A 21,539-nucleotide genomic window follows, 5' to 3' on the forward strand; every position below is an offset into this window, starting at 1 on the left:
CGAGATCGCCAGGTGCGCCGCGGCCGCGTGCTGGTATGTTGCGTCGCGCCGAAAACGGGCCCCGGCGGGGCCCGCGAGGAAGTAGAAGGAGCGAGACGAGGAAAGGAGCAAGCCCATGACACTGTCACGCCGCGGGTTCTTCAAGGCCACCGGCGCCGCGCTCGCCGCGACCATGGCCTACGAGGTCACGGCCGCCTCGCCGGCCCTGGCCGTCGAGGCGTCGGGGGACTGGAAGCTCGTCAATACCGAGGAGTACACCAACATCTGCTGCTACTGCGCCGGCGGATGCGGGTCGCTGTGCTCGGTGCGCGACGGCGAGCTGGTCAACCTGGAGGGCGACCCGGACCACCCCATCAACGAGGGCGGCCTGTGCCCCAAGGGCGCGGCCATGCTGCAGCTGCGCAACGTGGTGGACCCCGCCACGGGCGCCGTGTCCAAGAACGCCGACCGCGTCACCAAGCCGCTGGTGCGCCGTCCCGGCGCCGCCGACTGGGAGCCCATCTCCTGGCATGACGCCATCAAGGAGATCGCCCGCAAGGTGAAGGAGACGCGCGACGCCACCTTCGTCGAGGTCGAGGACGGCCTCACCGTCAACCGCTGCGAGGGCATCGCGAGCCTGGGCGGGTCCCAGCAGAACTCCGAGGAGGAGTACCTCATCCTGAAGATGATGAGGTCGCTCGGCCTGGTTGCCATCGACAACCAGGCGCGTGTTTGACACAGCCCCACCGTCGCCGGTCTGGCGGCATCATTCGGTCGCGGCTCCATGACGAGCCACTGGTGCGACTTCCAAAACGCCGACGTCATCCTCCACTGCGGGTCCAACTCCGCCGAGAACCACCCCGTCAGCGCCAAGTGGCTCAACCGGGCCCACGAGCGCGGCGCCAAGTGGATCGTCGTCGACCCCCGCTACACCCGCACCGCGGAGCTGGCGGACATCTACTGCCCCATCCGCTCGGGCACCGACATCGCCTTCTACGGCGGGCTCTGCAACTACATCATCGAGCATGACCTGTGGCAGCACGACTACGTGCTCAACTACACCAACGCGTCCTACCTGCTCGACCCCGACTACGGGTTCGACCCGGCCACGGGCCTGTACTCCGGCTTCGACGCCGACAGCGCCACCTACTCCAACCGATCCTGGCACTACCAGGTGGAGAGCGAGTCGCACTGGGACACCGCGCCGGGCGGCGCGTACGCGTGGGCCGCGGCCCCCGGCGTGCCGGCCTTCACGCCCCCGACCGTCGAGCATCCCAAGCGCGATATGACGCTTGCCGACCCGCTGTGCGTCTGGCAGCAGTTCAAGAAGCACTACTCCCGCTACGACCTGGACACCGTATGTGCCATCTGCGGCATGGACAAGGAGACCCTCGAGCTGGTCTACGCCACCTACGCCGCCTCGGGCGCGCCGGACAAGTCGGGCACCATCCTCTACGCCCTGGGGCAGACCCAGCACACCTACGGCGCCCAGAACACCCGCGCCATGTGCATCGTCCAGCTGCTGCTGGGCAACATCGGCATGGCCGGCGGCGGCGTGAACGCGCTGCGCGGCGAGCCCAACGTCCAGGGCGCCACCGACATGGGCATGATGGTCAACGAGCACCCCGCCTACCTCAAGTGGCCCAACACCACCGACCGCAAGAGCCTGCGCGACTGGATGGAGAGCCAGACCTACGCGGACGGCTACTACACCAACAAGCCCAAGTTCCTCGTGTCGAGCCTCAAGGAGTGGTGGGGCGAGCACGCCACGGCGGACAACGACTACGGCTACGACTGGTGGCCCAAGGTGCACGCCGGCGGCCTCGCCGACACCATCATCCCGTCCTTCGAGATGATGGAGCAGGGAAAGATCCGCGGCTACTTCAACTGGGGCATGAACCCCGCCAACTCGGCGCCCAACACCGCCAACGTGCGCCAGTGCATGAGCAACCTCGACTGGCTCGTGGTGGTCGACCAGGTGGCCACCGAGTCGGCCACGTTCTGGAAGGCGCCGGACATGGACCCGGCCTCCATCGACACCACCGTGTTCCTGCTGCCCTGCGCGCTCATCTTCGAGAAGCCGGGCCTCATCCTGAACTCGGGCCGCTGGATCCAGTACCGCCACCAGGCCGTGGAGCCCTGGGACGAGGCGAAGCCCGACTACGAGATCTGCGACCTGCTGTGGCGCGAGATCCGCGCCCTGTACGAGGCCGAGGGCGGCGCCAACCCGGCGCCGGTGCTCAACGCCAAGTGGGACTACTACGTGGACGGCAAGATCGACCCGCGCCCCGTGGCCTGGGCCCTCAACGGCTACCGCGTGGACGGCACTGACTTCGCCCGGGCCGAGGTCGACCTGTGCTCCGGCTACGGCGAGCTGGCCGCCGACGGCTCGACCGCCTGCGCCATGTGGATCTACACCGGCTTCTGGGCCAACTCCGAGGCCCCGCTCGACCCCGAGAAGCAGGCGTGCTGCCGCCGCGGGCACGAGGATCCGAGCGGCCTGGGGCTGTACTCCAACTGGTCGTTCAGCTGGCCGTCCAACCGCCGCATCCTGTACAACCGCGCCTCGGCCGACCCCGCGGGGCGCCCGTGGAGCGCCGACAAGGTGCTCGTGGAGTGGACGGGCGAGGCCTGGAAGACCTTCGACCAGCCCGACTTCGTGGCCGCCCAGGGCGGCGTGCCCGTGCCGCCCAACGACAACGCCTTCTTCATGCTGTGGGAGCAGAACGCCCGCCTGGAGAGCTACGCCATGGAGGACGGCCCGCTGCCCGAGCACTACGAGCCCTTCGAGTCGCCGACGGACGTGAACCCGCTCAACGGCGCCTTCAGCTCGCCGTGCATCCGCTTCGCCGACTACCCGTCCACGAAGCGCGGCACCAACGAGGAGTACCCCATCGCCGCCACCACCTACTCGGTGGTCGAGCACTGGCAGACCGGCGGGCAGACCCGCATGTGCCCCGCGCTCATCGAGGCCATGCCCACCCAGTTCATCGAGCTGTCGCCCGAGCTCGCCGCCGAAAAGGGCATCAAGGCCGGCGACAAGGTGCGCGTGTGGAACAACCGCGGCTCGGCCGTGGTGGACTGCGTCATCACGCACCGCTTCAAGCCGATGACGGTCAACGGCAAGCTGACCCACCTCGTGGGCATGACGCACCACTTCGGCTGGGCCGGCGTCTACGCCACCTCCGAGAGCATGGTGAACGACCTCACCCCGAACGTGGGCGACCCGAACACCCAGGTGCCGGAGTACAAGGCGTTCCTCGTCGACATCGAGAAGGCATAGGAGGGGGATCATGGCTGAGAAGGCGATACTGTTCGACACGTCCCAGTGCAGCGGCTGCAAGGGCTGCCAGGCGGCGTGCAAGTGCTGGAACGACCTGCCGTCGCCCACGGCGCTCAACGCCGACGCCCCGTCGTTCACCGGCACCTACCAGAACCCCCCGGACCTGAGCGGCGTGACGCGCCTCGTCATGACGTTCTCCGAGGAGCAGGGCGGCCCCAAGGGCATCAAGTGGGCCTTCGGGCGCCGCTCCTGCCAGCACTGCGGCGACGCGCCCTGCGCCACCATCTGCCCGGCCGGCGCCATCTTCGTGGACGAGGCCACGGGCCTGGTGACCACCGATGCCGCGCGGTGCATAGGCTGCCGCTTCTGCGCGTCGGCGTGCCCCTTCGACGTGCCCCGCTACGCCGGGGACCGCGGCGTCATCAACAAGTGCACCGGCTGCGTCGACCGCGTTGCCAACGGCCTGGCGCCCGCCTGCGTGACCACCTGCCAGCCCGGCGCGCTCAGCTTCGGCGACCGCGACGAGATGGTGGCCCGGGCCGAGGAGCGCGCCGCCGTCCTGCGCGAGCGCGGCTACGCCGACGCCGTGGCCTACGGCGCCGACGAGGTGGGCGGGCTCCACGTCATCCAGGTGCTCAAGTACGGGGCCGCGGCCCACGGCCAGCGCCCCGACCCCGCCGTCAACCCGGCGGTGCAGCTCACTCAGGTCATGAAGCCGGTGACCGGCGCCGTGACGGGGCTCACCGTGGCGGGCCTGGCGGCCATGTTCGCCCTGGGCGCCGGCTATAAGCGCGACCGCCGCGCCTACAACCCCGCGACCGGCGACACGCTCGACGTCGACACCCGCGAGGTCATCAAGCACGGCGACGGCCAGGACACCGAGTCGGTCAAGGAGCACATCCTGGAGAATCTTCCGCGGAGGAAGGGAGGCGACCATGAGTAACGAGGCCTACGTCCCCACGGCCGCGGAGGCCCGGGCCGACGAGGAGTTCCTGCGCGCGCAGGAGGCCTCCGGCACGGAGCGGTTCATCAAGCGCCACTCGCTCCAGGCCCGCGTCACCCACGGCGTCACCATCGCCTGCTGCCTGTGGCTGGTGGTAAGCGGCCTGTTCGTGTTCATCCCGGCGCTGGCCCAGGCGGCCGGCCCGGGCGTGGTGTTCGCCATGCGCATGTCCCACCGCGTCATCGGCGTGGCCTTCATCGCGGTGCCGCTCGTGAGCGCGCTCCTGGCGCCCAAGGGCGTGCGCCACATCTTCAGGAACCTGTTCGCCAAGTGGGACTCCGATGACAAGAAGTGGATGATCCTGTTCTTCCCCTACCTGTTCATGGCCAAGTGGATCCACATGCCCGACCAGCACGAGCTGAAGAGCGGCCAGCGCTTCGCCGACGGCATGCTGTGGTTCTCCGGCGCGCTCATGGCGGTGACCGGCGTCATCCTGCTGGTGGGCTCCACCGTGGCGAGCTTCCCGGCGGTGTACGCCTGGACGCTGTTTTTGCACGACATCGGGTTCTTCCTCATCTGCGTGTTCGGCCTGGCCCACATCTTCCTGGGCGCGGGCATCTTCCAGCCCTACCGGGGCAGCGCGCGCCTGATGTTCGGCGACGGCATGGTGTCGGAGTCCGACGCGCTGTACCACTGGGGCCATTGGGCCCGCGAGGAGCTCGAGAGCGGCGAGAACGTCGTGGAGAAGGAGGCCCGCCGATGAACCTCGGGCTGATCGACGCCGCCATCCGCGGCTACGGGGCCTCGCTCGACGAGGCCGACCGGGGGCGCCTGGCGTTCTTCCGGGGGCTGTGGGGCGCGGCGCAGGCCGCGGCCGACGACGCCGGGGCCGGGACGGACGCGGCCTGGGAGCCGCCCTCGGCCCACGCGCTGCGCGCCGCCCGGCGCGAGGGGCGGTCGGTGCTGGCCCAGGCGCCGGCGGCCGTGGACGGCGCGGCGCTGGCCCGGGTGGCCGACGCCGTGGCCGCGGCGGCCCTGGCGCACGGCGCCTTCCCGCCGGCGGTGGCCGAGGCGCTCGGCGCCGTGCGGTGGGATCGCGTCGTGCGCGCCAGCGACCTGACGCTCGCCGGATCGGACCCGGCGGCGTGGCTGGCCGACCTGGAGGCCGTGCTGGCCGACGACGGCCTGGACGGGCAGGCGGCGCGCCTGGGGACGCTGCTGGCGTCGCTGGCCCTGCGCCCGCTGATCGAGGGCCCGGCGGCCCGGGCGTCGGCGGCCCTGGAGGCGGCCGGGCCCGAGGGGCCGCGCCCGCTCGCGTGCCCCGTGTGCGGCAGCGCGCCGGCGCTCGCCCACGTGGGCGGCGAGACGTCCACGGCCGGGCGCGGCCGGCGGCTCGCGTGCCTGCAGTGCGGCACGTCCTGGGAGTTCGAGCGGGTGCGCTGCGCCCGCTGCGGCACCACCGCCCAGACGTCGCTGCACTTCTACAACGTGGAGGGCGACGACGCCCACCGCCTGGCCGCCTGCGACGAGTGCGGCGGCTACATCCGCACGCTCTACGCCGGGGACGCCCTGGCGCCGGTGGCCTACGAGGTGGAGGACGTGGTGATGGCCCGGCTCGACGCCATCGCCCGCGACCCCTCCCTGGCCGCCGCCGAGGGCTAGGGGGCTGCCGTGGACGCGCGCCTGACGCTGCCCGGCACCGTCGCCGGGGCCCCTCTCGCCGCCGGGGCGCCGGCGGCCCTGCACCGCGTGCCCGAGGCCGCGCGCTTCGGGGCGCCGTCGTCCGCGGCGAGTGCCGCCGGGTGGAGCTGCCCGCCGAGCACGCCCTGGACGTGCACGTCGACGGCGCGCTGGCCATGGAGCTGACCTGCACCCCCACCTACCTGCGCGAGCTGGTGCTCGGGCGGCTGCTCACGTCGGGCGTCATCGCCGAGGCGGCCGACGTGCGCTCCCTCTCCGTGACGGCCGACGGATCGCGGGCCGACGTGGTTCTGGCCCCGGGCGCCGCCGCGCCCGCCGGCGTGGCGGCGGTGCCCACCTACGGCACGGCCGGCCGGCGCCGCGACGTGCCGGCGGGCGCGGATGTGTCGCGGCCGGGGGCGTGGGATCCGGCCCAGGTACTCGCCCTGGCGCGCGCCTTCGCCGAGGACACCCCGCTGCACCACGCCACCTACGGCACCCACAGCTGCTATCTGGCCCTCGACGGCGAGCTGCGCTTCGCCTGCGAGGACCTGGGGCGCCACAACGCCCTCGACAAGGCCATCGGACACGCGCTCGACGCGGGGCTGCCCCGCGAGCGCTGCCTCGTGTTCTCCAGCGGGCGCATTCCGCTGGACATGATCTCCAAGGTCATCCGCGCCGGCATCCCCGTGCTGGCCACCAAGTCCATCCCCACCGACCTGGCCGTGCAGACGGCGCGCGAGACGGGCCTCACCCTCATCTGCTGCGCGCGGCCCGACTCCGTCAAGGTGTTCAACGACCCCACCGACCGCCTCTTCGGGCTCCCCGGCGCCGCCTCCGCGGCCTAGGCCGCGGAGGCGGCGCCGGGGAGCCCCGTCCGCCTAGGTCGTGGGGGCGTGTCGCCTCGCCCCGCCCCGTCCCGCCTAGGCCGCGGGGGCACGTCGCCCGCCCTGGGGCCCTCGCGCCCCTCCCCTGGGAAGCCCTCGCGCCTCCTCGCCAAGGCTGCGGCGCCGTTCCGCCCCCCCCTCCTGCGAGATCGCCGGTTTTCGTCCAGATCCTTGGACAAAAACCGGCGATCTCGCATTCGCGTGGACAAAAACCGGCGATCTCGCAGCCCTCGCGCCCCCTTCTCCGCCCTTCTCCGATTCCCTCGCTTCGCTGACCTGGGGAAACGCGCTCGCGCCTGCGAGAGGCGCCCGCCTTTTCCTGCGAGATCGCCGTTTTTTGTCCACGCCCCCGCCTCCGGGCCGGCGCGGGGGTGGCGAAACGCGGCGGAGGTGCGATAATGGGTGGCCGAACCCTACCGGAAGGACGGACCTCCATGCACCGACTCATCATCGCCGGCTCGCCGCGGGCTGACGGGCGCAGCGCCCACCTGGCCGACGAGCTGTTCAACGCCTGCATCGAGGAATGCCCCGGCGACGGCGTGTCCATCGTGTCGGTGGCGAGCACCGAGGTGGCGCCCTGCACCGGCTGCGACGCCTGCCGAGCCGCCCGGCCCGAGCCGCCCGCCGCGCCCCCCGAGGGCGACCCGCTGTCCCCCTGCGCGGCCATGGCCGCCAGCGACGCGGCCCGGCACCAGTGCGTCATCGCCGACGACATGGCCGAGGTGCGCAAGCACCTCGACGCCGCCGACGAGCTCATCGTCGTGTCCCCGGTCTACTTCGCCTCCGCCCCGGCCCAGATGAAGGCCCTGCTCGACCGCCTGCAGCCCTACTACTGGTCCGACGCGCGGCGCGGCCCCGCCCGCCCGGCTGTCCTCCACGTGGTGGGGGAGGGGGGCGACCCCCACGGTATCGGGCCTCTGGTGGGCACCGTGCGCTCGGCCCTGGCCGTGGCCGGGTTCCGTCTTGAGCTCGTCTTGGACTGGGTGGGCAAGATCGACGCCGACGGCGAGATCACCGCCGAGGCCGACGAGTACCCCGTCGAGCCGCTGGACGCCGCGTGGGGCGACGGGGCCGACGCGCCCGCGCCCGCGGAAGACGAGGACGACGGCTGGGACGACCCCTGGGAGGACGAGCGCCGCGATGGCCGCCGATAGGATGTCGCCCCTGTCCTCGGTGTCCGCCGCCCGCGCGGTGCTCGAGGACCACGGGCTCCAGGCCAAGTACACCCTGGGGCAGAACTTCCTGGTCAACGACGAGATCCTGCGCAAGATCGTCGAGCTTGCCCAGGTGGGGCCCGACGATGTGGTGCTCGAGGTGGGACCGGGGCTCGGCACGCTCACCATCCCGCTTCTGCGCCATGCCGCCCGCGTGGTGTCGGTCGAGCGCGACCCCGACCTGCCGGCCGTGCTGGCCGAGACGCTCGACCCGTGGAAGGAGGGCTTCGCGCTCATCCGCAAGGACGCCCTCGACGTGACGGCCGACGACCTGCGGGCCGTCGGCTGCGAGCCCGAGGTGCCCGGCGGCTCGCCGGGCAAGCTGGTGGCCAACCTGCCCTACGCCGTGGCGGCCACCGTGGTGCTGGACTACCTCGAGCGCTTCGCGTCCCTCCAGTCGGCCACCGTCATGGTGCAGCGCGAGGTGGCCGACCGCATGGCCGCGCGCCCCGGCACCAAGAGCTACGGGGCCTACACGGTCAAGCTCGGGCTCCACGCGCAGCTGGCCGGGCGCTTTGCCGTGGGGCCGGGCAACTTCTTCCCGCCGCCGCGGGTGGACAGCGCCGTGGTGCGCCTGGAGCGCCGCCTGCCCGTCGACGCGGCGGGCATCCCCCTCGGGCCGCGGGCCGTGCGCGCCGCCTGCGCCATGGCCGACGCCGCCTTCGCCAGCCGCCGCAAGACGCTCGCCAACTCGGCCAAGACGTGGTTCGCCGGCCGGGGCGCGGCGCCCGCGGACGCCGCGGCCGCGCTCGCGAAGGTGTGGGAGGCCGCGGACATCGACCCGGCGCGCCGCGGCGAGACCCTCGACCAGGCCGAGTTCATCCGCCTGGGCACGGCCCTGCTCGACCGGGGCGGCTCCCTCGTGGCGGCCGCGGGCCTCTAGGGGCCGTACGTGGCGCGCCGCTACTCGAAAACGCGCAACGAGGGCTTCAAGGAGGCGCTCGACCGCGCGCCCGTGCCCGCCTCGGGCGGCGGCGCGCAGGCCAACGGTCGGCGCCCGGGGAAGGCGCGCGCCTCGGCGGCCGGCGCCCGGGGCCTGGAGGGCGTGCTCGCCCATCCCGTGGAGGCCCTCGTCGCCGCCTCCCGGCCCGCGCACCCGCGTCCTGGCGTCCGCCGACCTTCCCTAGGGCGCTCCCTCCCGGCGCGCGAGGCGTCCGCGGCCGGCGGGGAGCGGCCGCTTCTGCTATAGTCGCGTGTGTTTCTTCGGGCGCCCGACCGGGCGGCCCGCCATCGCAGGAGAGAAGAGGAACCATGGGATTTCTTGAGGGCAAGACCGCCATCATCACCGGCGCCGGCTTCGCCGCGCTGAAGGACGGCTCGGCCGGCTCCATCGGCTACGGCATCGCCACCGCCTACGCCAAGGAGGGCGCCAACCTCGTCATCACCGGCCGCAACGTGGCCAAGCTCGAGACCGCCAAGGAGAAGCTCGAGGCCGCCTACGGCATCCAGGTGCTCGCCGTGCAGGCCGACGTCAACGCCGGCGCCGACAATAAGGCCGTCGTGCAGTCCGTCATCGACCAGGCCATCGAGAAGTTCGGCCGCATCGACGTGCTGGTGAACAACGCCCAGGCGTCCGCGTCGGGCGTCACCCTGGGCGACCACACCACCGACCAGTTCGACCTGGCCATCTACTCGGGCCTCTACGCCACCTTCTACTACATGCAGGCCTGCTACCCGTACCTCAAGGAGACGAAGGGCTCGGTCATCAACTTCGCGTCCGGCGCGGGGCTGTTCGGCAACTACGGCCAGTGCGCCTACGCCGCCGCCAAGGAGGGCATCCGCGGCATGAGCCGCGTGGCCGCCACCGAGTGGGGCCCCGACGGCATCAACGTCAACGTCGTGTGCCCGCTGGCCTGGACCACGGCGCTCGAGAACTTCAAGGAGGCCTACCCCGACGCCTTCGAGGCCAACGTGCACATGCCCCCCATGGGCCACTACGGCGACGTCGAGAAGGAGATCGGGCGCGTGGTCGTGCAGCTGGCCAACCCCGACTTCAAGTTCATGAGCGGCGAGACGCTCACGCTCGAGGGCGGCATGGGCCAGCGCCCGTAGCCCCCGTCCTCCCGAGACGAGAAGGGGGCCGCCCGGTGGCGGCCCCGCCCTTCGGGGATGGCCGCCGCCCGCGTCCTTCCCCGCCTGCGAGGGGGCCCGCCGATGGCGGGCCTCCTCGCTTTCACGGCCCTGACCGGGGATGTCAAAGACTTTGGACAGGCATCCGCCGGCGTTTTCGCCATGGTTTCCGCCCCGGGCGCCTACACTGCCCCTGCGCGTTCCCGCGGGGTGGGCGATGGGGCGGGGCGCGCGGCATCCCGCATCGCCCACGAAGGAGCCATCATGGCCAAGAAGCGCTTCGTCCGGATCTACTACGCCGGCGTCTTCGAGCAGCAGCGCGTCTACGTCGACACGCTGACCGGCGTGAACTACCTCCTGCTCATCTGCAACACCAACAACATGGGGTCGGGCCTCACGGTGCTGCTCGACGCCGACGGCAAGCCCGTGGTCACGCCGCTCGACGAGATCGACCGCCTCGCCATCGAAGACGACGACTAACGCGCCGCGGGCGCGGGCGCGCGGCGCAAAGGGAAGGGCCCCGCGGCCGTTCGGCTGCGGGGCCCTTGGGGGAGGGGGTGTCCCAGCGGGCGGGCGTTACTTGCGCACGTCCTCCTCGACGGCGACGTAGACGAAGCCCGGGGTGCCCTCGGCGGGCAGCTCGTTGTAGGCCACCATCTCGGCGATCTCGGCCGGCGTGGCGCTCTTGGGCTCGGTGGCCAGCAGCTCGGCCGTGTCGGCACGGCGCTCCATGGCCTCGCGGAAGTCCTTGGTGCCCACGAAGACCTCCTGCTTGTAGGGGTTCACGCCCAGCTTCTTAGAGCGGTACACGATGTAGGCCAGGGCGGCGATGTTGGCGAACAGGGCCAGAAGCGACACGACCAGGTTCACGTCCGGGTTGTTCACCGACTGCGCGGCGAAGATGGAGTCGTTGGCGAACATCGGCACCATCTGGCAGAACATGCACCACATGGAAAGCGTGAAGGCGCGGTTCTGGATCCAGCCGCCCTTGTTCCAGATGAGGCCGGCGATGGTCGGGGCGAGCAGCAGCGCGATGCCGCAGTACCAGGAGTGGGTGGGCAGGTTGTTGTAGGTGTAGCAGAAGTTCCACAGGTCATAGGCGATGATGAACACCCACGTCATGTCGGGCCACAGCATGTCCTGGCGCTTCTTGGAGATGTAGATGCCGAACCAGCCGGTCATGCAGAAGATGTTGAGGATGCCGGCGATGCCGTTGAACACGTTGTGCCAGCCGCCGTACAGGGTGACGCCCTCGGAGGACACCCAGGTGGTGCCGAAGGCGCGGATGGCGCTCTCGAAGTCGCTCACCACGGCGATGAGGATGTTGATGGCCACGATGACGAAGGGGAAGGCCTTGAACCAGTGGGAGCGGCCCACCTTCGTCCAGGAGTACTTGATCATCATGAAGCCGATGCAGCCTGCGGTGGCGGCGTAGACCTTCGCGTAGTGGAACCAGCTGTTCATGTCGGTGTGGGTGGGGTTCGTGAGCGCCCACTCGGCGCCCATGGCCGCGCCGATCTCGACGGCCAGGCAGTAGACGGTCATGGCGCCGCAGACGCCGAAGAACATGAACACGCCGCCGGCCTTGGAGCGTCGGGCGAGCTCGTTGAGCAGGATGAGGGCGACGAGCACGATGATGAGCCCGGCCCACTGGTACAGGGCGTTGGGGCCGTAGACGTCGAACAACATGGGTGAATCCTCCTTAGGTCTCGGTTTCCTTCTTATGTGCCTTGTCCGCTTGCGCGGCTGGTCGCTAGCAGGGGAGGGGCGCCGCCCGGGGCGAGGTGCCCCGCTCCATGTGGAGCGTCTGGGCGATGAGGTCGGCGATGAGGGCGTCGTCGGCGTCGGGGTGCTGGCGCATGTAGCCGATGATGCCCAGGATGAGCACGTAGAACGTCTCGTACCGATGATCGATGCGCACCTCGTGGCGCGCCTCGTAGTCGCGCACGGTGCTCTCGAGGAGGTAGGCCGCCGTCTGGTCGGCCACGCGGTTGACGAAGTCGAGGTAGAGGGCCGCGTTCTCGCGCGAGGCGAGCGCGGTGCGGAAGGCGTCGTGCTCGAACAGCGCCACGCGCAGCAGGTGGACGACGCTCGACAGCGCGTGCTCGATGTCGCCCGGGCGCCGGTTGTCGTTCCAGTAGTGCAGCGCCTCCAGGTAGTCGGCGATGTAGGCGTCGAGCACCGCCGAGGTGACGGCCTCCTTGTCGGGGAAGTAGTGGTAGAACAGCGACCGCGCCACGCCCAGGCGGTTGGCGATGTCCTGGATGGTGGTGCGCGCGAGCCCCTTCTCCTCGTAGAGGGCGCGGGTCGCGGCGATGATCTCCTCGCGGCGCTCCGTCGGGCTTGCCATGGCGGTCCTCCCTTCCCTCGCACTCGATCCGGTTCTTACGGTCGCGAAGATTACTCGTGAATTGACAGCCCGTCAATGTACACATTTGACAATCCGTCAATGGTTGACGGCTTGTAACCATACGTCAATGAATGCTTTTCTGTACTGGGACGATGGTGCTATACTCGCCGCAATAAACTTCATTGATGTATTAATAAAAATACTTCGGTGAAGCAATTACTAGGAAGCGATGATGAAAAGACGGGAGGCGCTATGGACGAGCGGAAGACAGGGGCGGGCCCGGCGGAGGGCCCAGGCGCCTCGGCGGGACGGGCTCCGGACGTCCCGGCGGGGACGGGGTCTGCGGGACGTTCGGACGCCGCCTCGGCAGGCGCGGGGCACGCGGGGTGCCCGGATGCCGGCGCGCCCGGCGCGGCGCCCGCGCAGGAGGCCCCGGCCGCGCGGCGGCCCCGGCGGCGGTGGCCCGTGGCCGTGGGCGTGGTGGCGGTCGTCCTCCTGGTGGCGGGAGGCGGCTTCTGGGTGTGGCACGAGCAGCCCAGCTTCTGCAACGCCGTCTGCCACCAGCCCATGGACGCCTACGTCGACGGCTACTACGAGGATGACTCCCTGCTGGCCCACGCCCACATGACGGCGGGAACGACGTGCCTCCAGTGCCACGAGGCCAAGATCGAGGACCAGGTGCACGAGGCGATGGTGTGGGTGTCCGGCGACTACCCGATGGACGAGAACGGGCTGCTCACCCGCGTGGGCGTGCGTGCGGACGAGGCCCTGTGCGCCACGGCCGGCTGCCACGACATGGCCGAGGTCATCGCCGCCACCGCGGACTGGGGCGGCGAGCCCGGCGTGAACCCTCACGACTCGCACCAGGGCCGCGCCATCGACTGCTCCAACTGCCACGGCGTCCACGAGCAGTCGGTTATGTACTGCAACACCTGCCATGACTACGCGGTTCCCGAGGGCTGGGCCGAGCCGGTCCGCACCGACGCCGCGGCCGCGAAGTGAAGGAGGATGCGATGAGGACGACGAGGCTATCGGCCGTGGCCTGCGGGGCCGCGGCGCTCACCCTGGGGCTCGCGGGATGCGGCGCCAGCTTCGAGGGGTCTGGGTCGAAGGACGCGGCCTCCGCCGAGCAGCTGGCCCTGCGCGCCGACGACCCGTGGGCCGCCGAGGTAGTGGCCGACCCGCAGGCGCGGGCCGAGGGCGACCTGCATGACGGCGTGTACACCGGCACGGGCCGCGGCATGGAGGGCCCCATCACCGTGACGCTGCTGGTCAGCGACGGGCGCATCACCTGCCTGGAGACCACCCAGGAGGGCGAGAGCCAGAGCCGCGGCGGCTACGAGGCCATCCGCGACGGCAAGTTCGCCGCCATGATCGAGGCGGCGCAGGGATCCGACATCGACGCCATATCGGGCGCCACCATCACCACCGCCGGCGTGCGCCAGGCCGTGGATGACGCGCTCGCCCAGTCCGAGGCGGGCGCCGCCGCCGACGCGGCCGTGCCCGGCGCCGCCGAGAAGGGAGCCGACGATGAGTAAGGCAGACGTTTCCGCCCGCGGCCTGTCGCGCCGCGACTTTCTGGCCGGGGGCGCCCTGGCCGCCACGGCCGCCGCGGCGACGGCGCTCCTGGGCCCGGACGCGGCCCTGGCCGCCGAGGGCCGCATCGGCGACTGGGCGGCCGACGGCAGCGCCGCCATCCCCACGCCGGCCAGCGACGCCACCAACGCGAGCGCGTCCGACGGCACCTACCGCGACCACAACCCGGCGTGCTTCCCTGCCAACGACGCAAGCCCCATCCCGCCGCGCGCCGTGCCCGACGTGTGGGACTACGAGTGCGACATCTGCGTGGTGGGCGCCGGCGGGGGCGGCCTGAACGCCGCGGCCCGCTCCGCCGAGCTGGGCGCGAAGGTCATCTGCGTCGAGGCGCTCGGGCTCCACGGCGGCAACGCCCAGGAGGCGGGCATGTGCGGCATCCTGGGCGGGTACTCCGGCCAGGACGAGAAGAAGTTCGCCTTCCCGAGCTACCCCTTCGACGCCCAGGCGCTCACCGACTGGGCCATGGACGAGTACCACTACGCGGCCGATCCCAAGCTCATCTACCGGCTGGCCTCCGAGGGCGGCAAGTCGCTTGACTGGATGGCCGACTGCGGCGTGCAGTGGCGCCTCGGCGAGGTGCCCGTGTACGTGGCGCCGAAGAACTCAACGCTCGACCACCACGTGCTGAAGATGAAGGACGCCACCGACGCCATGTTCGCCTACGGCCAGCGCCAGGGCGTGGACTACAAGTTCCAGAGCCCGGCCGTGGCCCTCGTACGGGACGACGGCGGACGCATCGTGGGCGTGGTCGTCAACGAGGGCTTCTCCCATGAGCGCTACATCCACGCGAAGGACGCCGTCATCCTCACGGCCGGCGGCTTCTGCAACAACAAGGCGCTCTTGGACAAGTACATCCCCACGGCGGCCATGGGCTGCGCGTCGAGCTACCTCACGGCGGGCGAGACGGGCGAGTGCTTCCGCATGGGGCTCGGCGTCGGCGCCGACGTGTCGGGCTTCAACAGCTCGGCCTCCTTCGACGGCGGCGTGGACTGGCAGGCCGAGGGCGGCCAGTGGGCGCGGTTCCTCTACGATGGCATGACCCAGCTCTCGCGCCAGCCGTGGCTCACCATCGACCGCTGCGGCAACCGCCTGCGCTACATGGACTCCCGCGTGGGCGAGGACGGCGCCAACGCCATCTACGCCCTGGGCGACCTGGCCACCATCCAGATGACCCCGCCGGGCCACCGCTCCTACATCATCTTCGACTCCCACTACGAGGACCACCTGGCCGGCTTCGCCCAGGAGCACTGCCGCAAGCTCATCACGCCCGACCTCGAGCAGATCGACAAGGTGCCCGAGCACTACCGCGACTGGCATCACGGCGTGCAGGACGCCATCGACGCCGACGTGCTGAAGCGCCGCGACACCCTGGAGGAGCTCGAGGCCGACCTGGGGTTCGCCCCGGGCGTGCTCACCGGGGCCGTGGCCGCGTGGAACGAGGCCTGCGCGCGCGGCGAGGACGACTTCCTGTACCCGATGCCGCCCGAGTGGCTGCACCCCGTCCTCGACCCGCCCTTCTACGGCTGCCGCATCGGCGGCAACCTCTACGGCACCAAGGCCGGCCTGCTCATCAACGACCAGATGCAGGTGGTGGGCACCGACGGCCTGGTCATCCCCGGGCTCTACGCCGGCTGGCACACCGCCGGCGGCGCCTGCGGCGAGAACAGCTACATCGGCGACCCCATCTTGGGATCGCTCATGGGAGACGTCGGGCTCGCCTTCTGCGGCGGGTACCTGTGCGGCACGTCCGCGGTGGCGAACGAGAGGGGTGAGTAGCATGGGAGAGGTCATGCGGAGGACGGCGCGGCCCTACCTCACGCTGTTCGGGCTGGCGCTCGTGGTGGCGCTTCTGGGGCGCGTGGCGCTCGGGGTGGCCGGCGCGACGGGCATCCTGGCCTTCGACTACATCTCGGCGTCGGGGGTGCCCATGCTGGACGTGGTCTGCTCCATCCTGACCGGGTCGGCGCTCGTGGCGTTCATGTTCGCGGCGGGGCTCGCGCTGGTGGTGTCCACCGCCGGCCCCGTGCTGGGCGCGGTCCTCTACGCCCGCGGCGAGGAGGGCGCCGGCCGGCCGGTCGTCGCGTTTCTGTGGGGCTGGGCGACGGCGCTCGCGGCCGTCGTGTGCCTGGCGGTGCTGGCGCTGGGGATACTCTCGGCCGTGCAGGTGGGGTCGATGAGCTCGAAGCTGCCGGGGCTGCCGGTGATCGCGCTGGGCGCCGTGGCGTTCGCGGCGTTCATTGGGACGCTCCTGGCCGCGGCGCAGATGGTGCTCGTGGCCTGCGTCGAGCGCGCCCGCGCCGGCCGCTCGCTGGCCGCGTCGCTGCTCGCGGCCTGCGCCGTCTGCGGCGCCGTGGCGGCCGCGCTCACCCTGGGCACGTTCGCCGCGCTCAACCAGGCGAGCGTGCAGGTGCCCGCGCTTCTGGGCTGGGTCGCCGCCGACGTGGCGGCCAACCTCCTCATGACGGCGCTCGCCGCCCGCGTGGCCCGGCGCGCCCGTGCGGCCAAGGCGGCGGGATCCGGTGGCGCAGTAGGCGCCCCTGTGCTGCAGTAGGATCAATCGGCGCCCCGCCTGGCCGGGCAGCATCGGTTAATGGTTAAGCCGGGTCCGCCCTAGACGGGTGGCCCGGCTTTCTCTTTTCCCAACGCCGTTTGTCGCGCCCTATTCCGCGGGCACCAGCTGGTCGAGCTCTGCCTGCTCGCGGGCGGCCTTGCGGTCGCGCAGGTCGGCGACGACGGTGTGCCCCACCCGGGCGATGGCGTCGCGCTGCCCCGGCTCCAGGTTCGCCCACAGGCGGGTGCGCGCCAGCTCGTTCACCGTCGCGCCGATGAGGTCGGCCTGGAACGCCCCCTCGTCGGTGAGCGCCACGTAGACCGCCTTTTTGTCCTGGGGCGATCGGAGGCGCCGCGCCCACCCGCGCCGGACCAGCCGGTCGGCCGCGCGCGCCGCGTTCACCGACGACAGCAGCAGCGACTCGCCCAGCAGCCCCAGGCGCTGGGGCCGCCCCTCCTCGGCCAGGCGCTGGACCATGCGGCACTCGTTGAACGAGGCGCCGCAGGCCTCGCGCAGGGTGCGCTCGGTCTCCTGGCGGATGAGCTCGACGGCCATGAGGGCGCGCGTGGCGGGGAAGCGCGGCGGCTGGCCCCCGTCGAGCGGCGGCTCGATGCGCGCGCCGGCGGCGATGGCGGCCTCCAGGATGGTGCGGTAGGCCGGGTTGTCGGTGGGGAAGGTGGCGTAGAGGCTGGCCACGAGCGCCTCGTTCACGGCGGCCACGTGGGCGGCGCCCTCGTCGGTGACGGCCAGGAAGCGGGTGCGCCCGTCGGCGTCGCCGGCGGTGCGCGTGACGTAGCCGGCGGCCTCGAGCGCGTCGACCGCCTGGGTCACCACGTTGGGCTTGAGGGCCAGGAGCCGCCCGAGCTCGCCCTGGTTGACGGCGCCGGGCGCCTGGAGCAGCTTGGTGAGCACGCGGTACTGGGTGGCGTTGAGCGTGCTGGCGGCGGCGAGCCCGCGGCGCAGCGCCTCGTGGGCCATCTCGAAGGCCACGAAGTACGTGGAGTCGAGCGTCAGGTCGTCCGCGCCGGCGCGGAGGGCGGCGGGGGAGGAGGATGCGGGGGAAGCGGGGGTCATGGTCACCTTCGGCTCGGACGAGAGTTAGTTCATCGGTGTAGCGATAAGTCTAGCCCTCCCGCGCGCCCCCGCGCCGCGCGCCGCGAAGAATCCACAAGGGCGCTACGTCGCCGCTGCCCCGCCGGCGCGCCGTGGACAAAAAACGCCGATCTCGCGGGTTTTCGGGGGCCCAGAATCGGGATGGGGAAGCTGTGCTGCGCGTTTCCCCAGGTCAGAATCGCTGGTGGTTGGCGCAGGGCTTCGGGTGGCCTGCGAGATCGGCGTTTTTTGTCCACCGAGATGCGAGATCGCCGCTTTTTGTCCACCGGAGGGCCGCGTGCGTCCCTCGGGCGCGTCGCGTGCCGCCGCCCACTCGCGCCCCTCGGACGCGTCGCGCCGCCCCGCGCCCCTCGGGCGCGCCGCGCGCCGCCCACCCGCGCCCACCCGCGCCCCTCGGGCGCGCCGCGTGTCGCCGCCCACCCGCGCCCTCGGGCGCGCCGCGTGTCGCCGTCCTGTGTGGATAGCCAGGAAAAACTTACCAAGCCTAACTTTTGCTTGACAAGGATGGTATGATATGCAGCTGTTATCTGTGAGTTTTGCCCCGAGACACCCGGTAAGGATGATTGAGCATGGATTTGGCCAAGCAGGCAAAGATCGTCGATGGCATTCATGATACCCTTCATGACTTCGTCGGTCAACGACTGAAGGTGCGCGCCAACATGGGCCGCTCGAAGATCGTCGAGAGCGAGGGCGTGCTGACCCAGGTGCACCCCCAGCTGTTCATCATGGAGGTGGACCGCAAGCGCGGCCGCACCGCCCGCCAGTCCTACCAGTACGTCGACGTGCTCACCGGCATGGTGGAGCTGTCGCAGAACGGCGAGCCGCTGTTCGCCCCGTTCATCGAGGAGAACCCGCTGGAGGACGGCCTCCTGGGCGAGCCCGAGGCCGAGCGCGTGCTGGCCTAGGCCTCCCGCCCGCACCGTCCCGCCGCCCCCGTCGCGCAGCGACCGTTGCAAGCGCCCCGCCGCCCCTGGCCGCGGGGCGCTTCTCTTCCATCCCCTCCCTCCTGAAAGGCACGCCATGCGAATCCTCAACGTCCTCGCCCAGAAGCCCGACTCCACCGGCAGCGGCACCTACCTGGCGCAGCTGGTGGCTGCCCAGCGCGCGTTCGGGCACGAGGCGGCCGTCATCTGCGGCATCGGCCCCGACGACGTGGTGACCACCCTGCCGGCCGACGTGGAGGTGCGCGCCGTGCGCTTCGAGACCGAGGCGGTGCCCTTCCCCGTCTGCGGCATGTCCGACGCCATGCCCTACCGCGCCACGCGCTACCGCGACCTCACGCCCGCGCAGTGCGCGCTCTACGAGGCCGCCTTCACCGAGGCGCTCGACGCGATGGACGCCTCCTTCCGGCCCGATGTGGTGCTGTGCCACCACCTCTACCTGCTCACGGCCATCGCGCGCGAGCGGCTGGAGCACCGGCCGATGGGCGCGGTGTGCCACTCCACCGACCTGCGCCAGATGCAGACCCACGGCCTGGAGCGCGAGCGCATCATCGCGGGGGTGCGCGGGCTCGACCGCGTGTTCGCGCTCCACGAGGAGCAGGCGCGCGAGGTCGCCGACGTCTACGGGGTCGATCCCGCGCGCATCGACGTGGTGGGCGCCGGCTACGACTGCCGGGTGTTCGCGCCGGCGGGGGAGGAGGCGCCCGGCGGCGCGGAGGTCGGCGACCCGCGTCCGGCGCGAATCGTCTTCGTGGGCAAGATCACCCAGAAGAAGGGGGTGGCGAGCCTGCTGCGCGCCCTCGACGCGGTGGAGGCGCCCGCCGGCCTGGAGGCCGACCTCATCGGCGGGTCGGGGTCGGAGGCCGAGCTGGCCGAGATCACGGCCCAGGTCGCCGCGTGCCGCTGGCCCGTGCGCCTGCAGGGCCGGCGCGACCCCGCGGCCGTGGCGGCCTTCAACCGCGCGGCCGACGTGTTCGTGCTGCCCTCGCTGTTCGAGGGGCTGCCGCTCGTGGTGGTGGAGGCGCTGGCCTGCGGCTGCAAGGTGGTCGTCACCGACCTGCCCGGGCTGCGCCCCTGGCTGGAGCGCCATATCCCCGGCGCGCCGGTCACCTACGTGGCGATGCCCGCCATGGCCTCCATCGACGAGGCCGAGCCGGCGGCGCTGCCCGCCTTCGAGGAGCGGCTTGCCCGCGCCATCGAGCAGGCCATCGCCGCGCCGCGCGTGGCCTGCGACGCCTCGGGCGCCTCGTGGGAGCGCGTCACCGAGCGCATCGTGGGGGCGCTCGCCGCCTGCCGGGCGCGCTAGGGGAGGGCACCGGCGGGCGCCTGGCGGGCGGGGCGCCGCGTGCCGCCGCGTTGCCGGGGGCCGCGCCGGCGGGTGCCCTGCCCCGGCCTGCCGCCTCCGCCACCTCGCCCCGCGTTCCGCGCGCCGTCTGCCGGCTCCCCGCGGCCTTCCCGTCGCCCGCCCCCGCCTCTGCCAACGCCGACCTCTTCGCTTATCTTACGGGACGTCAACGCCGGCCGGCCGTCGATCCGGCCCCGCGCGCCCGGCGTGCTATACTCGCGCGAGGATCGCGGCCGGCCATTGATTCTGCACCTTGGCCGCCCTCGGGGCGATCCGGTTCGTTTCGCCCGCGCCCTCGCGCCGCGGGTCCAGGAAGGCGACATCTTCTGCGGATGCCGCGAACGCCGCTCGGCAGTGACGCGTCCCCTCGCGGGCGCCTCGTCCCCGTGCGCGCAGCCGGCGAACCCACCTCATCTCTGGTGCCTTCCCCGGCGGCCCGCGCCAGCCGAGCCGAGGAGACCGAGGAGGCACATCCGTGCTCAACAGGAAGATCACCGCCGCGCTGTGCGCCGGCGCGCTGGCGCTCACGCTGGCCGGCTGCTCCGGCGGCGACGCCCCCAAGCAGGAGGCCGACAAGGCCCCCGACGCCCCCGCCCAGGAGCTCGAGGACACCGTCGTCGTCTACTCCACCCACCCCGAGAAGCTGCTGACCGCCGTGGCCGACGACTTCACCGCCGAGACCGGCGTCAACGTCGAGTTCGTCAACCTCAAGGGCGAGCTGGCCGACCGCGTCCGCAGCGAGAAGGGCAACCCCCAGGCCGACGTGATGTACGGCGCCGACGTGTCGGTGTACCTGCAGCTGGCCGACGAGGGCTGCTTCGCCGTGTCCGACCCCACCTGGGCCGCCGAGCTGCCGAGCGAGTTCAAGAGCGACAAGGGCCTGTGGTACGGCACCATCAAGACGCCAGTCATGATGTTCTACAACACCGACAAGCTGGACGCCGCCGACGCGCCCGCGGACTGGTCTGACCTGACCGACCCGCGCTTCGCCGACCAGATCGTCGCCCGCGACTACCTGTCGTCGTCCATGCGCTCGGCCGTCTGCAACCTCTACTACTACTTCAGCCAGGACGGCGGCGACGAGGCCGCGGTCAACTACCTGACCGGCCTCAACGCCAACGTGAAGAACTACTACAACTCCGGCTCGATGATGTTCAAGGCCATCGGCAACGGCGAGGCGTCGGTGGGCATATCCACCATGAACGACATCATCGACAACCGCGACAACAACGGGATGCCGCTCGCGTACGTGAACGCGACCTCGGGTGACGTCATCGTCACCGACTGCGCCGCCGTCATCAACGACGCGCCGCACCCCAACGCCGCCCAGGCGTTCCTCGAGTACGTGGGCAGCAAGGACACCCAGGTGATGCTGGCGAACGACTTCAACCGCATGCCCACGCTCGACTCGGCGCTGGCCGAGGCGCCCGAGTGGATGCGCGCCGACGTGAAGATGCTGCCGGCTGACTGGAACGTCATCGCCGCCAACCAGAAGGCCTGGCTCGACGAGTGGCAGAACGCCATCTACAGCCAGGACAAGACGGGGGCCTCGAGCTAGGCCGCCCGCCGGGGCGTCCGGTCCGCGCC

The 21,539-nt window shown here is 71.6% G+C and carries 19 protein-coding genes; 16 read left to right on the plus strand and 3 right to left on the minus strand.

Annotation, left to right across the window (positions count from 1 at the left end):
- Nucleotides 1-115: 115 nt before the first annotated feature.
- The 9 genes from LPT13_RS03680 (at nucleotide 116) to LPT13_RS03720 (ending at nucleotide 10,536) form a co-directional block, all read left to right on the plus strand.
- A complete protein-coding gene (locus LPT13_RS03680) occupies nucleotides 116-3,262 on the plus strand; it encodes a molybdopterin-dependent oxidoreductase (protein WP_347263835.1) in 3,147 nt (1,048 codons plus the stop codon).
- Nucleotides 3,263-3,272: 10 nt separating this feature from the next.
- Nucleotides 3,273-4,205: a 4Fe-4S dicluster domain-containing protein gene (locus LPT13_RS03685; RefSeq protein WP_242163635.1), complete on the plus strand. Its 933-nt coding sequence runs from the start codon at nucleotides 3,273-3,275 to the stop codon at nucleotides 4,203-4,205.
- Complete coding sequence (locus LPT13_RS03690; protein WP_242163637.1) at nucleotides 4,198-4,968, plus strand: cytochrome b/b6 domain-containing protein; 771 nt, start codon at nucleotides 4,198-4,200, stop codon at nucleotides 4,966-4,968. Before LPT13_RS03685 ends, LPT13_RS03690 begins: the two co-directional genes overlap by 8 nt.
- Nucleotides 4,965-5,867, plus strand: a complete 903-nt coding sequence (locus LPT13_RS03695; protein WP_242163640.1) for a formate dehydrogenase accessory protein FdhE — start codon at nucleotides 4,965-4,967, stop codon at nucleotides 5,865-5,867. Before LPT13_RS03690 ends, LPT13_RS03695 begins: the two co-directional genes overlap by 4 nt.
- Nucleotides 5,868-6,007: 140 nt before the next feature.
- Nucleotides 6,008-6,733 carry a formate dehydrogenase accessory sulfurtransferase FdhD gene (locus LPT13_RS03700; protein ID WP_242163642.1) on the plus strand — a complete coding sequence of 242 codons (726 nt, stop codon included), beginning with the start codon at nucleotides 6,008-6,010 and terminating at the stop codon, nucleotides 6,731-6,733.
- Nucleotides 6,734-7,206: 473 nt separating this feature from the next.
- On the plus strand, nucleotides 7,207-7,926 hold the full coding sequence (locus LPT13_RS03705; protein ID WP_242163644.1) for a flavodoxin family protein: 720 nt from the start codon (nucleotides 7,207-7,209) through the stop codon (nucleotides 7,924-7,926).
- Nucleotides 7,913-8,869 (plus strand): 16S rRNA (adenine(1518)-N(6)/adenine(1519)-N(6))-dimethyltransferase RsmA, encoded by a 957-nt coding sequence (gene rsmA, locus LPT13_RS03710; RefSeq protein WP_242163646.1) that lies wholly within the window; start codon nucleotides 7,913-7,915, stop codon nucleotides 8,867-8,869. The genes LPT13_RS03705 and rsmA overlap by 14 nt, the downstream gene beginning before the upstream one ends.
- A 368-nt stretch (nucleotides 8,870-9,237) precedes the next feature.
- Nucleotides 9,238-10,038, plus strand: a complete 801-nt coding sequence (locus LPT13_RS03715) for an SDR family NAD(P)-dependent oxidoreductase (protein ID WP_242163648.1) — start codon at nucleotides 9,238-9,240, stop codon at nucleotides 10,036-10,038.
- A gap of 282 nt (nucleotides 10,039-10,320) precedes the next feature.
- Nucleotides 10,321-10,536 (plus strand): DUF6440 family protein, encoded by a 216-nt coding sequence (locus LPT13_RS03720; RefSeq protein ID WP_242163651.1) that lies wholly within the window; start codon nucleotides 10,321-10,323, stop codon nucleotides 10,534-10,536.
- 96 nt (nucleotides 10,537-10,632) lie between these two features.
- Here the strand turns inward: LPT13_RS03720 and LPT13_RS03725 are convergent, their stop codons facing one another.
- The gene (locus LPT13_RS03725) at nucleotides 10,633-11,745 is read right to left on the minus strand and encodes a DUF5692 family protein (RefSeq protein WP_242163653.1); all 1,113 of its coding nucleotides are present in this window, start codon (nucleotides 11,743-11,745) and stop codon (nucleotides 10,633-10,635) included.
- Nucleotides 11,746-11,809: 64 nt separating this feature from the next.
- Nucleotides 11,810-12,406, minus strand: a complete 597-nt coding sequence (locus LPT13_RS03730; RefSeq protein ID WP_242163655.1) for a TetR/AcrR family transcriptional regulator — start codon at nucleotides 12,404-12,406, stop codon at nucleotides 11,810-11,812.
- Between the two features lie 465 nt (nucleotides 12,407-12,871).
- Here LPT13_RS03730 and LPT13_RS03735 point away from each other — a divergent pair, with 465 nt between their 5' ends.
- The 4 genes from LPT13_RS03735 to LPT13_RS03750 are packed head-to-tail and all read left to right on the plus strand — an operon-like array spanning nucleotide 12,872 to nucleotide 16,553.
- Nucleotides 12,872-13,408 carry a cytochrome c3 family protein gene (locus LPT13_RS03735; RefSeq protein ID WP_242163657.1) on the plus strand — a complete coding sequence of 179 codons (537 nt, stop codon included), beginning with the start codon at nucleotides 12,872-12,874 and terminating at the stop codon, nucleotides 13,406-13,408.
- A gap of 11 nt (nucleotides 13,409-13,419) precedes the next feature.
- Nucleotides 13,420-13,944, plus strand: coding sequence for an FMN-binding protein (locus tag LPT13_RS03740; protein ID WP_242163659.1), 525 nt, complete (start codon nucleotides 13,420-13,422; stop codon nucleotides 13,942-13,944).
- Nucleotides 13,937-15,778, plus strand: coding sequence for an FAD-dependent oxidoreductase (locus LPT13_RS03745; RefSeq protein ID WP_242163661.1), 1,842 nt, complete (start codon nucleotides 13,937-13,939; stop codon nucleotides 15,776-15,778). The genes LPT13_RS03740 and LPT13_RS03745 overlap by 8 nt, the downstream gene beginning before the upstream one ends.
- Before the next feature lies 1 nt (nucleotide 15,779).
- On the plus strand, nucleotides 15,780-16,553 hold the full coding sequence (locus LPT13_RS03750; protein WP_242163662.1) for a hypothetical protein: 774 nt from the start codon (nucleotides 15,780-15,782) through the stop codon (nucleotides 16,551-16,553).
- 108 nt (nucleotides 16,554-16,661) lie between these two features.
- Here LPT13_RS03750 and LPT13_RS03755 read toward each other — a convergent pair whose 3' ends face one another.
- On the minus strand, nucleotides 16,662-17,627 hold the full coding sequence (locus tag LPT13_RS03755) for a MarR family transcriptional regulator (protein WP_242163664.1): 966 nt from the start codon (nucleotides 17,625-17,627) through the stop codon (nucleotides 16,662-16,664).
- Between the two features lie 608 nt (nucleotides 17,628-18,235).
- Here LPT13_RS03755 and LPT13_RS03760 point away from each other — a divergent pair.
- The 3 genes from LPT13_RS03760 to LPT13_RS03770 all read left to right on the plus strand — a co-directional run bounded on the left by LPT13_RS03760 (nucleotide 18,236) and on the right by LPT13_RS03770 (nucleotide 21,510).
- Nucleotides 18,236-18,571 carry a Veg family protein gene (locus LPT13_RS03760; protein WP_242163666.1) on the plus strand — a complete coding sequence of 112 codons (336 nt, stop codon included), beginning with the start codon at nucleotides 18,236-18,238 and terminating at the stop codon, nucleotides 18,569-18,571.
- 115 nt (nucleotides 18,572-18,686) lie between these two features.
- Nucleotides 18,687-19,913: a glycosyltransferase family 4 protein gene (locus LPT13_RS03765; protein ID WP_242163668.1), complete on the plus strand. Its 1,227-nt coding sequence runs from the start codon at nucleotides 18,687-18,689 to the stop codon at nucleotides 19,911-19,913.
- A gap of 514 nt (nucleotides 19,914-20,427) precedes the next feature.
- On the plus strand, nucleotides 20,428-21,510 hold the full coding sequence (locus LPT13_RS03770; RefSeq protein WP_242163670.1) for an extracellular solute-binding protein: 1,083 nt from the start codon (nucleotides 20,428-20,430) through the stop codon (nucleotides 21,508-21,510).
- The last annotated feature ends 29 nt before the right edge of the window (nucleotides 21,511-21,539 follow it).

This window comes from Adlercreutzia faecimuris (assembly GCF_022669055.1).
In the GTDB taxonomy this organism is placed as follows: domain Bacteria; phylum Actinomycetota; class Coriobacteriia; order Coriobacteriales; family Eggerthellaceae; genus Enterorhabdus; species Enterorhabdus faecimuris.